Raw genomic sequence first — 14,596 nt, 5'->3', positions numbered from 1 at the left:
ATATTTTGATATATATCTGAATATTCATTAAATAAAGTTAATACCATTAACATGCAGCATAAAATGATTAAAAAATCCGGCCCGAAAGGGGCCGGCCAATTCTGATTCTCCCTTATGGGAGAGTCACAGTATAACCACTGCTACCAATGAGAGAATCGACTCTGTTTGTCCATGAGATACCTTCGCCCTGGTTGGAATCAATGCACCAGGCATAGGCATTGAATGCCGCAAAACCAGAGAAGTTCTCAAGAGTGTATTCGACCTTACCCATGCCGTTGCTATTACCGATAACCCCTACATTCAGATCAATAAACATCATCGTGAAGTTTTCAGTCTGGCCCATATCTTGCCCGTAGTATATTGGATAGCTCTCGAATAGATTATAGCCAGCGGGCCTGTAATCCTGCGGACCGTAGATCAGGTCATCGTAGGTAAAGGTCTCATTGACCGCATTATTTACATAGTTATAGCTTGTAGGCATCTCACCGGTTGGAGTCCAGGTATAGCCGCTTGATTTGATATTCAGGCTGAAATCCTCTGAAACAGGGGTTTTCGCTGCAAAGAGAAGAATAAGATTGTCGTCATAGCCCCTGCCACCAGTATCCGATATATTGAATGAACCGGTGGCACTCTGAGAACTGGTCACCTGACCTGCCGGAACAGAAGTGTCAGTCGTAATGTGAAGGGCATTGAGGCCACCACCCTCAAATTTAATGTAGTAGGTGTTGTTTGGGCCATCATAGGCATCGCCGTCATAGTTATATTTGACTCCTGCATCGTTTGCCACATCAATAAAGGTATCAACGCACCCCAAAGTCAGTGCGGCTGCCGGTGTGATACTGATCGCGATCATCATGATGATCGTAGCTGCTATTACAAGGCTTCTGAAGCCATTGTATTGATTTGAACTTGATTTTTCCATCAATGTAACTCTTTTTCATTTCATAATCTGGCCAAAGTAAACAAATTGTAGTTTACAAAATGTATAATTTAACCAGATTCTGATCATCGCATGGCATGATATAAATAATTATCAATTTGGATTCACCCCTCATATGACCATATTTTATGAAACGAATTTCTTTACTCTTAGAATTCCGAAGGGGAGAGCATTAGAATAAAGTTGGGTGCACCGTGGATGCAAGATCTGTACAACATAAAAAAGCGTTGAGATCCTAAAAGGGGGAGGGGAGGGTAAAAGGATCAACCCATGCATAAATACTCAAATGAGAGAGAACTGTGCAACTAAACAAAAATAACAATCAAAATGACAACGGCGGTCAAAAAATACCAGTGACCATTATCTGATATTATCAGGACACCAGACACCCGTCCCGAAAATACAAAAACCGGTCTGCACACAGCCGTGCAAACTCCTGATCATGGGTAACAACAATGATCGTCTTCCCCCCTTTCTTCAGGTCACGAATCAGGGACGCCAGTTTATCTTTTAGGATTTTGTCAAGGCCCAGCGTCGGCTCATCCAGCACAATGACCGGGGTCTTCATCACAAGATGGCTGGCAATGGCCACCCTCTGCTTCTCCCCGACAGAAAGTTTCAGCGGCCGCCCTTTCCGCCCCAGATGCGTCATGCCCATAAGTTCCATGATCTCATCAATGGAACGGTCGATGGCACCCTCCTCCATACCCAGATTCCGCGGGCCGAACGCAAGTTCGCGTTCGATTGTCTCCTCGAAGAGCTGATAATCCGCATGCTGGCCGACAAGAGAGACGGTCGCAGCTGTTTCAGCCACGGTCTTCCCCGCGATATCACCACCGGAAACCAGCACACGCCCGGTATCCGGCCGCAGAATTCCATTGAGATGCTTAATGAATGTGCTCTTCCCCGAACCGTTCGGTCCGCAGATGAAGACCACCTCACCCGGATAAAAAGCGGCAGACACTCCGGTCAGCACCGGTATTTTTTGGTGCGGATAGGTGTAGCTGAGATCAATTGCCTCAATTATCGGGGCGATGCCTTCCGGAGGAACAAATAGTCCAGGCATACATGCCTCACCCCCATGCACTCCGCCCCCGGTATTTCCCGGATGCAAACCGGCGGCCGGTCCGGAAAAATCCGCCGCATGCCCGTCATACACAATCCTGCCGTCATCCATCACGACCATACGGTCCATGAAACCAGTAAGGAGATCCAGCCGGTGCTCAACAATAACAACCGCAATATTCAACGTTTTTCCAACCGTTCCCAGATGGTCAATGAGCGTGGCAGCAGAATCCGTATCCAGACCAGAGAGCGGCTCATCCAGCACTATTATCTTCGGCTGCATGACGAGCACCGATGCAATTGCAACCTTCTGGCGTTCCCCCCAGGATAGATCGGAAAGCTCCCTTCCCCTCAGGTGACTGATATGCAGCATTCCGGCGATCCGGGAAATTCGCGCCTCAATCATCTCCGGGTCCATACCCGACTGTTCGGGCCCGAATGCAATCTCGGAATCAACGTCGCCGGTTACCATCTGGTGGTCGGGATCCTGAAAGACAAACCCGACGGTTTTTGAGAGATGCGGCACTGATGTTCCGGACGTATCCAGTCCGTCAACTATGACCCTCCCTTCCATCCTTCCGCTGCGTGAATGAGGAATTAATCCGATTAAGGTCTGAATCAGGGTGGACTTCCCCGACCCGCTCGGGCCGCAGATCACCACGCGTTCCCCCTTATGAATCGCAAGGCTGATACCGGAAAGTGTCGGTGGTTTCTTCCCGGAACCAAAAGAGGGATATGAATATGAAAGGGATTCCACTCTGAGGAGCGGTTCACCCATTCTTCTCACCGATGACACCGGCGCGGGTCAGCCTCCGGACAATATACACCGAAATCAGTCCCCCCAGACCGCCGAAGATCAGGTAGGTGATTGAGCTGACGCCAATGCCGAGGATGATAAAATACTGCGGAACCCCCAGTAAAATCTGCACCCCGTAATGGACCACCATCTTCACGACATTTGCAGCGGCACCGGTGATGACTCCCACCGCAAGAGAATCAAAGCGGTATGCAAAGAGAACACCACAGATATCCGCTACAATGCCAATCGTCAGATAACTGAAAATATCAAAGACATGAAGAGCGCCCAGACCGAAAAACGAGCCCAAAAGCCCGGATATAAGCCCGATATATGTCCCGGTGCCAGGCTTTCGCACAATTGCGATGCCGACAATCATCGGAATGACCCAGAAAATGCCGCTATGCCCGGGAATATGCACGGGAACCTTGAATACCACTTTCATGACAAAGATCAGTGCACCGCAGATGGACATCAGGGCGATCTCATTCAGGGAAAAATACTTTTCAGGATGCATCATTTCTACTCTCTCCTCACAAACGACGTCTCAATATCAAGCCTGAAGTCTTCCGGCTGCACTTCATTCACACAGACGACGAGCAGCACATCATCAAGCAGACTGCCCCCCGTATGGGTGATGTAAAACTGTCCCGACTGCGCATCGGTTTCAATGACCCCGCCTTTCAGCAAGTCCGGACTGTCCGTGATATGCACAGCGCCGACCCCCCCGGAGAGGGGATCAAAATGGATGAAGTAATAATACGGTTCAGGCCCCTCATCGGTGTCATACTCGCCCGGCGGCAGAACGGCCACATTATTCCATGATGTCATCGGTGCAGAGGAAGGGGAGACGGCGCCTGCCGCAGCGGTTCCGGTAACAAAATACGAAGAGGCGCCATAGCCGTCCTGTCCGTTGGTCCGGCACTTCGCCGTTGCATCAAACCCTATAACATGAAACGCAGCAGTCCCGGCAAGATTCGTAAACGAATAATTTACCTGCACATTCCCTCTCCGGTGCAGAGCGGGATTGCCCCCGTACGGGGTTGCATTCGCTTTCACAAACATCAGATACCATTCGGTATCGCCATACGCCGTGTTCGAAATATTCAGCGGTTCTTTAAATGGCCTCCACTGCTGCGGACCATAATTGAAGTCGTCCCGATAAAAGGTCTCCTTCATTCCGGTATCAATAAGAGGTGTGATGGTATCGGGACTGATACCCTTAATCCATTCCTCACCGGCAATCTGCAGTGCCAGCATGCCCCCGGCAAAAATTACCAGAACGGCAAATGCAATGGCAATCCGTTTTTTGAAGATATCAGGGGCCGTCATCCTCGTTTCACAGCATGGAACTGCCCGTCAATTTTCTCAACAAACAGAATCTTTCTGCCGTCAACCGGACAGGGCTTCGCGGATTTCCCTTCTTTGATGATAATTCTGCCATCCCGGACGATATGCCCGTCCACGGTATAGACCGCATCAATACCCCCCTCAAGGAGCGTCTCAACATCAGCAGGGCCCGACATATCCCTGATTTTGCCGCACATCAGGTATCTGCCGTCATTGCCGCCTTTGGCAAGACCAAGACCGGCCATCGTGCCAATCACGCCGTCTTCTGTGCCGCCCAGACCTTCGAGCCGGATTCCGAGATTGGCTGCGAGTGTCCGGGCCTTTTCCTGGTTCAAAACGATCTTCTGTGCATCCCTGCCGTACGCAATCAGGGGAGGCAAAATCTCATCTGCGCAGGCAACGGCAATGCCGGGATCACTCCCGTCAATAAAATCATTGAGCATGCACTCCTTTGCAGTCTCAAAGATCCACTCCTTGTCATCCCGCTCCCGTGCCTCGATGTGAATCACCGCACAGCTGTTGTGCGAGGTGAAGGGGATATCCTCATGCACAAAGAGCTGGTGGCGGGAGATGCCGTCAACGTGGAATTCCTTTGCGATCTCTGCCCCTGTAGCCCGTGCCAGTTTCCCTGTGCCGCGCGAGTTCAGGCTGTCCGTGTCGTCCATTGCAAGATATATTTTCATTTTCATCCTCTCCGGTTAGTGCATTATCTAAGGGTAAATGAGCAGTAGTTATGGTCGGATAGTACTATCAGACAGAGGCATACCGGCAATGAAAACCATGAAAATCACAGGTTTCATCGATACCGATTGAAACACGGGAAAGCCTGATTTTAAAACCTGATTTTTAAGTGCATCTGTCCATAGCAACCAGCCAGAGTAATCAAAAATAATTAATCTTCATTTTTGAAAATTTCTGGATCAGTGTTCTAATGTTCTTTCAGCCAATGTATAAATCTCTTCACATTTTCGACAAATATCCAAAATAAGTTAATTTTACAAAATTAACATCGAGACCACCTGACATTCACACACGATTCCGGAGACCTGACAAATTCATAAGTGTTTAACACCATATTAGATCTTTGAGTATCATGCCCGATGAATACGAAAGAACCATTCAGGCACCGGATATTATTGAGAATATCCACCCCCCCCTCATTTCTGATCCCGGTCAGGATGCTGACCTTCAGGCATATTCAGACAAACTGGCCCTTCTGGAATCAGAAATCAAAAGGGTTGTCATCGGACAGGAAGATGCAATTCAACAGTTAATCATTGCCTTCGCAGCAGGAGGGCATGTGCTTCTTGAAGGCGTGCCCGGCATTGCAAAGACCCTCCTTGTAAAAACCCTCTCCGACTGCACCGGATGCTCATATACCCGGCTTCAGTTTACCCCCGACCTCCTTCCGGCAGACATCACCGGGACGAAGATATACCGGTTCGAAAATTCATCCTTTGAGACCGTAAAAGGGCCGGTCTTTTCAAACATCGTGCTGGCAGATGAAATAAACCGTGCACCACCTAAAGTGCAGTCCGCGCTGCTGGAAGCGATGCAGGAGAAACAGGTCACTATTCAGGGCGACAGCCACCCCCTGTCTTTGCCCTTCTTTGTTCTCGCAACACAAAACCCCATCGAGTCGGAAGGCACCTATCCCCTGCCCGAAGCACAGACGGACCGGTTTATGCTGAAAATCCTGATGGATTACCCCTCGATAGACGAGGAGATTCGAATAATCCAGCAGTTCACCGGACAGAATTGTCCGTCTGCCCAACAGACCCTTGATAAACAGGATATTCTGGAGATCCAGTCATATACCCGCTCAATTCACTGCAGCACCCTGGTGGAACGGTACGCCGCTGAAATGGTTGATGCAACGCGGCACCCGGAGAAATACGGCATTGACCTCAAAGAGTACATCGCATTCGGTGCATCTCCACGGGCATCCATCAGCCTGATAGTCTGTGCAAAGGCAAAGACGCTTCGTGAGAAGAGGACATATGTCACCCCCGACGACATCAGGGAGATGGCATATCCGGTGCTCAGACACAGGATACTCCTCAATTACGAGGCGGAAGCAGACGGTATCCACACCGAAGACATCATCGGTGAAATCCTCTCACGGGTGAAGATCCCGTGAAGAACGCAAAGAAAGAGAGAGTCTCGGCATTATCAGGATATTCAGCCGAGGAATGCCTGAAGAGCGTCAGGCAGATACGCATCGTTACCCGCGCATATGCACAGAGGAACCAGACCGGGATGCACACATCGCTCTCCAGAAGCCAGGGAATTGACCTTGCGGATATCCGGGAGTATGTCTACGGGGACGACATCCGGTCAATGGACTGGAATATCACCGCACGAACCGGAAAACCCCATGTGAGAGTATATCATGAAGAGCAGGAGCGGACTGTCTATCTCGTGATAGACCGCTCGGCATCATCATCTTTCGGGGCGGATGTGTCCAAGGATGTTAAGATTCTCGAGGTTGCGGCCACCATCATCTATTCGGTACTGAAAGACGGGGACGCAGCAGGAGTCCTGCTATTCACCGGAACAGCTGAGAAATATATCCCGGCACGAAAGGGGAAAAACCACGCTGCATCAGTCATCAATACCATCATCTCGCACACCCCTCGCTCACCAGAGACGGATATCGGTATGGCAGCAGAGTTTCTTCTGGGAAGACTGAAACGCAAATCCCGGATTATCATCATCTCTGATTTTGACTCGCCCTCCTTTGAGGATGCCGTTGCCCTCCTCAAAAGACGGCATGACGTGCAGGCGATACGGGTTTCAGACGGACACGAGACGGAGATCCCGGATGTGGGCCCTATCGAGCTGATCGATCCTGAAACAGGCGAACAGCTGCTTATTGACACCTCAGACCGGATATTCAGGGAACACTACCGCCGGATTGCAGAGGCGCACGAGGAAAGGCTTACCGGCTTTTTCCGCAAGAACAGGATTCCGGCATTACCGGTCGATACATCTGACCCCTACCGGGATGTGTTTTTTAAATTACAGACGTTTTTCGGGGGGGCTGCATAACCCATGGCCGGATTTTATCACCCGGAGTTTCTGTCCGCCCTGATAGCAATTCCGGTCCTGCTGTATTATTATTGGTATTATGAAAAACACAGCCAGCGTCGTGCTCTTGAATTTTCCCGCCTCTCCTTTGCAAAGGCGGCGCAGGCAGCAGCTAAATCTGACACACGGAAAACCTCTCTCACCCCGAAAAAGACGGTGTTCATCCTGCTTCTTCTGGCACTGACCGTCCTCATCATCGGCCTTGCGGGCCCGCATATCCCCCTTGAAACCGACAAAGAAGGCGTCAATGTCGTTCTGGCGATGGATGTATCCGGAAGTATGCAGGCAACCGATTATAAACCAAACCGGCTGGAAGTGGCAAAGACGTCTGCTCTCATTCTGATAAACAGTCTGGGTGAAAAGGACTTTGCGGGGATCGTAACATTTGATTCCGGTGCATCATCCGCCGCCTACCTGAGTCCCGACAAGGAGAAGGTCGGCCGGAAACTGATGGCAATAAACCAGAGAGACGGAAATACGGCCATCGGAGAAGGACTCGCACTCGCAACCGACATGGCGGATGCCATCCCTGACAAACGAAAAGTCGTCATCCTCCTCTCGGACGGTGAGAATAATGCAGGGGACATTACCCCTCAAGAGGCTGTGTCATTTGCAAAGACGAGAAATATTCAGGTATTCACCATCGGCCTTGGATCAGCAGAGCCGGTACTGTATGACTATGACTCATTCGGAAATCCGCTCTATGCGAATCTTGATGAGGAGAACCTGAAATTCATTGCAGAAGAAACCGGCGGGTACTACTACCACTCCGTCAATGAGGACACGCTGGAAGAGATTTATGCAGGACTTAATCAGGAGATTGTCCGGGAATCAGAGGAGACGGATGTCAGCCGGATCTGCTATATTGCAGGCGCAATTGCCCTGTTAGCTGCATTTCTTATAGCATTCGGAAGGAGGCAGGCAGTTCCGTGAGGACGAAATTCCTCCTCTTCATCCTGTTTCTTGCGGCCGCATCATCAGGCATCGTTGCCGCAGAGGATGACGCACTGTTTCTTTCGACCGGCTCCGGTCAGTATCAGTTTATGCCGGGTGAGGAATCCCGGATTCCGGTTCAGATAACCAACAACATGGGCAGAGATGTTCCCGGCACGATGGTGATACGGCTGAAAGACCCCCTGACCGGTGAATACTCCTCTTCACAGAGCAAGCAAATCACGGCCTTTTCCGGGGAGGAGATCTATTATGTCTCCGCAGGCAATGCCGGAGAGGGCACCGAATATATTGTCGATATCTCATTTGAATATGGAAACGGACCAGTATATAGTTCGGATTTACCGGGAATCAGCCTCAGCTTCAGCAATGAAGTACCACAGGATGAGGATACACCGGAAGCGGAAGAGACCGCTTCGGCACCGGTGAAAAGCTCCTCCGGAATAAAAGCGGAAACACAGGATACCACCTCCTATGCATCGGGAACGACACCCGACGGGGTACAGGCATCAGAAGAATACTCCGATGCTGAAGCACTGAAACGGACCTTGCTGGAAGAACAGATTGAACGGGAATTGCGGAAAAATGCACTGACAGCAGCAATCAAAAGTGATCCGGTCTTCCGGGGCGTCAACGGCTCCCTGTATGACCAGAATTTTTCACGGCTCTCCCTTGCCGTCAATGCCGGAGAAAATAACTCCGGTGTGTTTTCATCGCTCTACCGCGACGAACATGATGCGACAGTCTCCCTTTCGGGAACGGTACATGAAGGCGTCATTGAAAAAATTTTTGAAAATACCACTGCATTCATCGCCCTGCCGCCGGTTTTTATGGAGAATGAGACATTCGGAATTCTCATCTCACAGACGGAGTCTGAGGGATTTGTGCGTTCAGGGACAGAGATAAACATATCATCCGATAATTCGGATATAACAATCCTCTACACCAAAGGCATCTATGCAGCAGAAATCCGGGCGGAATCGGTTAACGGGAGTGTTAAAGCAGTCAGTATCCGAAAAGACGACATTCTTCCGTTCTATGTCCTGCCACTTTTGATCCTGATATTTGCCTGTCTCAACGCCATTGTGATATATTTCTATTATATGTACAGACCGGACCCTTCCGGGACCGGGAATGCCACAGAGGAGTTTGCCGACATTCAGGATTTTTATGGTACGGATGCACTGCATGCCACCGAATTGCTCTTTTTCCGGGGACACCGAAAAGAAGCCGTCAGCATGGCGGTGCGGGTCCTCAGGATGAAGGTCGCTGCAGAACGCTTTTCCGGAAAGGAGATTTCAGACTCTGAGTGCAGGGCATACCTGCTGGAGCATACGGATCAGCATAACAGCGAACAGACCATCAGCATACTCACAGCCACCGAACGGCAACGGTATTCCGGAGAGGAGATTACGGAGGCTGAATTCAGAACGCTGATTGCGGAGATCAGATCCCTGATACAGGACTGATCTCAATATTTTCCCTGCAAAAAAGGAAAGGGGTTTCCTTTCATCCCGACCGAACGTATTGAAGCTTCCATATTCCCCCGCCCGGATAATCCGAACACTCCGGAATGTGGCAGAGCATACTCATCGCCCCGATCACAGATGCCCGCAGGCAAACCGTCTGCCTGCCTCCCGTGCCTGCTCCTGCATGGCAGGGTCCCCGGCAACCGCACCCTTCTTAAAGTATCCTTCAGCCGGCAACGTATCCGTCACCGTAAATCCCAGCGCCTCAAGCGGCCGCTGCATCGCCTCAATGGAAACCCCCGCTCCTCAGGTGTTGTCTGTTCTGCGACCGAGAAGACCAGCGCCTTCCTGTCACGGCCCTGAAAGAGGCTCGAATACGGGCCCGGCCGCTCTGCTGAGAACCGATAATAGGGATACAGACGGTCGATGAAGGCCTTCATCTCCGGGGTGATATTGTAGTTGTAGGTCGGTGAGCCAATGATGAGGCCGTCTGCCGCCTCAATCTTCGCGTACAGGAGATGCATGCCGTCCATAAAACGGGTGCAGGTGAGGTCTTTGCGGCAGCGTTCACAGCCTGTGCAGGGATGGATGGCATAATCGCGGAGATGTACCGCATCTGTTTCAGCCCCCGCTGAGGCCGCACCTGCAAGCAATGCCCCGAGCAGGGTATCGGTGTTCCCGCCCGCCCGCGGACTGCCTGATAAGCCAAGAATTTTCATTGCTCCTCCGTTTCACAGACACGGGGACCCTTGAGCACCGCCCGAATCGTTTCGAAGTCAGCCGCCAGCACCTCACGGAATGCGGGCCGGTATATGGTGGCTGCCGGGTGATACACGGGGATGACAACCTGCTCGCATCCACCATTCCGGATACGGAAAACCGCACCATGCACCTCGGAGATAGGGCCGGGCGTAATGCCATACGACTCGAGCACCCACCGCATCGCAAACCGGCCGAGAGGGACAATAACCTCCGGACAGAGCAGGCCAAGCTGGCGCTCAAGGTAGGGCCGGCAGGCCTCAATCTCCTCTGTCGTCGGGTCCCGGTTTTTCGGCGGGCGGCACTTGACGATGTTTGTTATAAATACTTCATCACGGGCAACGCCGATTCCTGCGAGAAGGCCGTCGAGGATGCTCCCCGCCCGGCCCACAAAGGGCATCCCCTGAAGATCTTCATTTCTGCCCGGTGCCTCCCCGATGAAGAGAATACGGGTGGGGACAGGCCCATCACCGGGGACGGCGTGGGTCCGCGTTTCTGCAAGCGGGCAGCGGGTGCAGGTGCGGACCGCTTCGTCCAACGCAGTGCGTTCGTGATCAGTGGTCATCTCGTGTGCTCCTGAAAAAAGTTGGATTTTGAAAGAAAGAAAAGATGCGGTTTGCATCCGCCCGATCAGGATGACGCGACCTTTCCTATCTCATCAAAATATTTCTGGTACAGCCCAAGGTCCCCGTCATCAAGGGCCTTACTGGCAAGATCATAGAGTTCAGCGATGCGTGCAAGCTTTGCCATATCACTTTCGCTCACCGGAGGCAGTTCACCGGGACCGGCCTCTCCGGTATCACTGATATCGCCGGTCTCGCCACCGAAGATGACGGCAAGCGCCTCCCCCAGCGTGTCCTGCATCGTCAGCCGGTCACCATAAGCGACGATCACCCTTTTGAGCTGCGGGAGCGTGCCTTTCTCCGTTGCCTCCAGATACAGAGGTTCAACATAGATGATGGAATCCTCTATGGGTATGACAAGGGTATTACCCCGGAGCACGGACGAGCCGGACTGCGACCAGAGGGTGATGTCCTGTGATATCTCGGTATCCTGATCAATCCGGGCCTCGATCTGCATCGGGCCATAGGTGAGCTCCTGTTTGGAGAACTGGTAGACCACAAGCGACCCGTAGGCGTCGCCGTCAGAACGGGCGGCCATCCACCCGATCATATTCTCCTTGTTCCGCGGGGTGAAGGGCAGCATCAGGATGAACTCCTCCGACTGCTCGCCGGGCAGGTCCATGATGACATAATACGGCTGCATCTGCTGGCGGGAGCCGCGGTAGATCTCATCGGGGATGACCCATGCATCCTCTTTGTTATAGAAGACGCGGGGATCCTTCATATGATAGGTGGCATAGAGCATCGCCTGCACCTGGAAGAGCCCCTGCGGATAGCGGACATGACTCTTGAGCGATTCGGGCATCTCTGCAAACTCTTTGAAAAAGCCGGGGAAGATATTATCATAGGTCCTGATGAGAGGGTCTTCCGGGTCGACGACGTAGTAGGTGATATCCCCGTTGTAGGCATCAACGACCACTTTTACACTGTTTCTGATGTAGTTGAGCCGCTGTCCCCCGACCGTGGAGACAACAAACGGCTCAGCGTAAGGGAAGCGGTCTGCGGTGGTGTAGGCGTCGATGATCCAGTAGAGGCGGTCATCGGCCACCACGACGTAGGGATCGGAGTCATAGGAGAGGAACGGGGCGATGGTCTGGGCACGGTCAGCAATATTGCGGTGGAAGAGAATTTTGCTCTTATCCGTGAGCGATCCTGACACCAGCAGCTCAACAGAGCCAAATTTCATTCCGTAGATGAGCCGTTTTACAAAATTATCCATGCCGACGCCGCCCTGCCCGTCATAGACATGATAGGCATTCTGATCTCCTGCCGGATAGTCAAACTCTTCTGTTGTGGTGCCCGTCACGACATAATTTCCGGTCTCCTCACCGTAATAAATACGCGGCTCTTCAAGAGTGAAATAGGGCGATGATGGCGGAATGTCCTTCAGATAGAATACCGGGAGGCCGTCGTCCGTCACTTCATCGACCGGGTTCATCACGGCGCCATACCCGTGAGTGTAGATCAGATGCGTGTTCACCCACGTCTGTGCCTGCGGCTGGAGGCCCCGTATGTTCATCTCCCGTGCCGAGACAAGGACCTCCTTGTAGGTGCCGTCAAAGTGGTAGCGGTCGACATCCACGTCATTGAAATCGTAGTATGTCCGGAAGAGCTGAAGCTGCTCATAGGTAGTCTTGAGCGGACGCCAGTCCCAGAGGCGGATGTTTTTGATGGTCGCATCATTCTCGCGTATGTCTGCTGCTGTCAGATTATAGGCAACCGGGAAGAGCGCCTCATCGGCCGTATCAAGGTCGTAGCTAGCAAGCGTGAACCGGATGTTATAGTCCAGATACTGCTCCTCCAGATTCAGCTCATTGGGCTCAACGATAAGCCCCTGTACAACCGCACCGGCAATAATACCGATAAACGCGATCGCCACAAAGGCGGCGATGCCGTAGGTAATGACCTCAATGCGTTCGAACTTCTCATTGATCAGAAACCCGATGCCAATGACAAACGCCACACCGGCAAGGATGGTGAGCACCGGCAGGGTGACATGAACCGCGGTATACCCGGCCCCGACCACCGCACCGGTTTCAGAGAAAAGCAGATCGAACCGGGCAAGCCAGAGGCGGACGGCCAGTGCTGCGAAGGTGAGAAAGAGCAGGGCGTTTAACTGCGGCAAAAATGCCTGTATCGTCTGTTTCAGGGAGGGGCCGCTCTCATATCCGAATCCGGCCTCACCTTCACCACCACCCTCAGACCGGTAAAATACCCGGCTTCTGAAGATATTTCCCGGAAGACCGGCAAGATACGGGAGGCCGGAGAGCAGAATGGTCAGGATGAAGAGGGCAATACAGAGATTGAGAACAAGATTGTAGAACGGGAGTGAGAATACATAAAATCCGACATCAAGCCCGAATATCGGTTCAGTTATGCTAAAAGGCGCCTGATTGAGATATTTATACACTGTCTCCCACGAGCCGGAGATGCTGAGTCCGGTAAAAAACGCCAACAATCCCGCAAAAAAGACCGCAATCGAAAATCCGTCCGATGTATCTCCCTGCAGGAGGGCAGCCTTTCCGGCCGCATACCGGATATTCAGATAGGCAAATCCAAAGAATACGGCAGTTGCGATGGCAAACAGCACGATACGGATTGAAAGAATGGAGAGGAACACATCCTCATACCCGATGGCGACAAACCAGTACCAATCGCCGAGAAGGCCGAACAGAACCAGTATAAAGACAAGGATGGCAATGCCGGCAATAATTAGTCTTTGACGGTTCATGGAATCACTCTGGGAAGAGATGTGGTTATACTAAAAAAAGGTTGGGAATAACATTGCGCAGAATGCTTCGAATTATTCCTCAAAAATACGCCTGAATAGCAGTAGATTGTTCACGCACGCGTTCCTGAGATTATTTGTGCACCGAAATATCTTCTCCGGTGTCGTTTTAAAATTTCACCGATTGCTGCAGACCATGAACAAAGGTTACAAAGAGGCGATCGGGGTTCCCTATAATGGAAAAAAAGAGAATAAACACAGATTACCGGGAAAACCACCGATGGAGTAAAGAGTGCGAATGAATCATCCCAGAATGGGGAAATAAAAGGGTAATATCAGGTAATTATTGAATCGATGGCTCCGGAAGGAATTCAGGAAACCACATCGTGTTCGAGGTATGATTTATGGTATTATTGAGATTGAATCTCAGTATTTCTGTCCCATCTGTTCAAGTGCATCCTCTGCAGCACTGGCAATGAAGTGATGATCCGTTTCCATTACCAGCCTTAAGGAATCAGCAGCTCGTGGATCTCCAATCTTCCCAAGCGCTCCCGTAGCAGTGAAACGAACATCCTGATCACTATCACCCAGGGCTTCAATCAGTGCATCGACAGCTCCTGAATCGCCAATGTTGCCAAGGGCATCAGCAGAGACGACTCTGACCCATTTGTCTGAATCTTTAAGAGCAAGCACAAGGTACTGTAAGGCCGGTTTGCCATAGGTCTCCAGTTCGGAAGCGACACAACAGCGTTCATTCGTTTCTTGGTCAATAAGTCTTTGATAGGTTTTCTCTGGCATAGTATCTATCCTGTCACATTAGTGCCG

At 51.4% G+C, this 14,596-nt stretch carries 14 protein-coding genes; 4 read left to right on the top strand and 10 right to left on the bottom strand.

Annotated elements, in window-relative coordinates:
• Positions 1-112 precede the first annotated feature (112 nt).
• The 5 genes from L1S32_RS11955 to L1S32_RS11935 all read right to left on the bottom strand — a co-directional run bounded on the left by L1S32_RS11955 (position 113) and on the right by L1S32_RS11935 (position 4,834).
• On the bottom strand, positions 113-922 hold the full coding sequence (locus L1S32_RS11955) for a nitroreductase (protein WP_278155326.1): 810 nt from the start codon (positions 920-922) through the stop codon (positions 113-115).
• 391 nt (positions 923-1,313) lie between these two features.
• Positions 1,314-2,783: an ABC transporter ATP-binding protein gene (locus L1S32_RS11950; RefSeq protein ID WP_278155325.1), complete on the bottom strand. Its 1,470-nt coding sequence runs from the start codon at positions 2,781-2,783 to the stop codon at positions 1,314-1,316.
• Positions 2,776-3,321 carry an ECF transporter S component gene (locus L1S32_RS11945; RefSeq protein ID WP_347403354.1) on the bottom strand — a complete coding sequence of 182 codons (546 nt, stop codon included), beginning with the start codon at positions 3,319-3,321 and terminating at the stop codon, positions 2,776-2,778. The genes L1S32_RS11950 and L1S32_RS11945 overlap by 8 nt, the downstream gene beginning before the upstream one ends.
• A gap of 2 nt (positions 3,322-3,323) precedes the next feature.
• On the bottom strand, positions 3,324-4,133 hold the full coding sequence (locus L1S32_RS11940; RefSeq protein WP_278155324.1) for a hypothetical protein: 810 nt from the start codon (positions 4,131-4,133) through the stop codon (positions 3,324-3,326).
• Entirely contained in the window at positions 4,130-4,834 is a 705-nt protein-coding gene (locus L1S32_RS11935; protein WP_278155323.1) for an ABC transporter substrate-binding protein, read from the bottom strand. Before L1S32_RS11935 ends, L1S32_RS11940 begins: the two co-directional genes overlap by 4 nt.
• 410 nt (positions 4,835-5,244) lie before the next feature.
• On the opposite strand from L1S32_RS11935, the gene L1S32_RS11930 reads away from it, so the two are divergent.
• The 4 genes from L1S32_RS11930 to L1S32_RS11915 are packed head-to-tail and all read left to right on the top strand — an operon-like array spanning position 5,245 to position 9,661.
• The gene (locus L1S32_RS11930; RefSeq protein ID WP_278155322.1) at positions 5,245-6,291 is read left to right on the top strand and encodes a MoxR family ATPase; all 1,047 of its coding nucleotides are present in this window, start codon (positions 5,245-5,247) and stop codon (positions 6,289-6,291) included.
• Complete coding sequence (locus L1S32_RS11925) at positions 6,288-7,202, top strand: DUF58 domain-containing protein (protein WP_278155321.1); 915 nt, start codon at positions 6,288-6,290, stop codon at positions 7,200-7,202. The genes L1S32_RS11930 and L1S32_RS11925 overlap by 4 nt, the downstream gene beginning before the upstream one ends.
• Before the next feature lie 3 nt (positions 7,203-7,205).
• A complete protein-coding gene (locus L1S32_RS11920; RefSeq protein ID WP_278155320.1) occupies positions 7,206-8,174 on the top strand; it encodes a VWA domain-containing protein in 969 nt (322 codons plus the stop codon).
• Complete coding sequence (locus L1S32_RS11915; RefSeq protein ID WP_278155319.1) at positions 8,171-9,661, top strand: hypothetical protein; 1,491 nt, start codon at positions 8,171-8,173, stop codon at positions 9,659-9,661. Before L1S32_RS11920 ends, L1S32_RS11915 begins: the two co-directional genes overlap by 4 nt.
• Before the next feature lie 132 nt (positions 9,662-9,793).
• Here the strand turns inward: L1S32_RS11915 and L1S32_RS11910 are convergent, their stop codons facing one another.
• From L1S32_RS11910 to L1S32_RS11890, 5 genes are all read right to left on the bottom strand, one after another.
• Positions 9,794-9,943: a hypothetical protein gene (locus L1S32_RS11910; protein ID WP_278155318.1), complete on the bottom strand. Its 150-nt coding sequence runs from the start codon at positions 9,941-9,943 to the stop codon at positions 9,794-9,796.
• Positions 9,907-10,380 (bottom strand): flavodoxin family protein, encoded by a 474-nt coding sequence (locus L1S32_RS11905; RefSeq protein ID WP_278155317.1) that lies wholly within the window; start codon positions 10,378-10,380, stop codon positions 9,907-9,909. Before L1S32_RS11905 ends, L1S32_RS11910 begins: the two co-directional genes overlap by 37 nt.
• A complete protein-coding gene (locus tag L1S32_RS11900; RefSeq protein ID WP_278155316.1) occupies positions 10,377-10,985 on the bottom strand; it encodes a uracil-DNA glycosylase in 609 nt (202 codons plus the stop codon). Before L1S32_RS11900 ends, L1S32_RS11905 begins: the two co-directional genes overlap by 4 nt.
• Before the next feature lie 65 nt (positions 10,986-11,050).
• Positions 11,051-13,774, bottom strand: coding sequence for a UPF0182 family protein (locus tag L1S32_RS11895; RefSeq protein WP_278155315.1), 2,724 nt, complete (start codon positions 13,772-13,774; stop codon positions 11,051-11,053).
• Between the two features lie 423 nt (positions 13,775-14,197).
• Complete coding sequence (locus L1S32_RS11890; protein WP_278155314.1) at positions 14,198-14,569, bottom strand: HEAT repeat domain-containing protein; 372 nt, start codon at positions 14,567-14,569, stop codon at positions 14,198-14,200.
• Positions 14,570-14,596: the final 27 nt, after the last annotated feature.

The sequence above is a fragment of the Methanogenium sp. S4BF genome, from assembly GCF_029633965.1.
In the GTDB taxonomy this organism is placed as follows: domain Archaea; phylum Halobacteriota; class Methanomicrobia; order Methanomicrobiales; family Methanomicrobiaceae; genus Methanogenium.
Note: the sequence above shows the minus strand (reverse complement) of the source record. Positions and strands in the feature narration are given on the sequence as shown.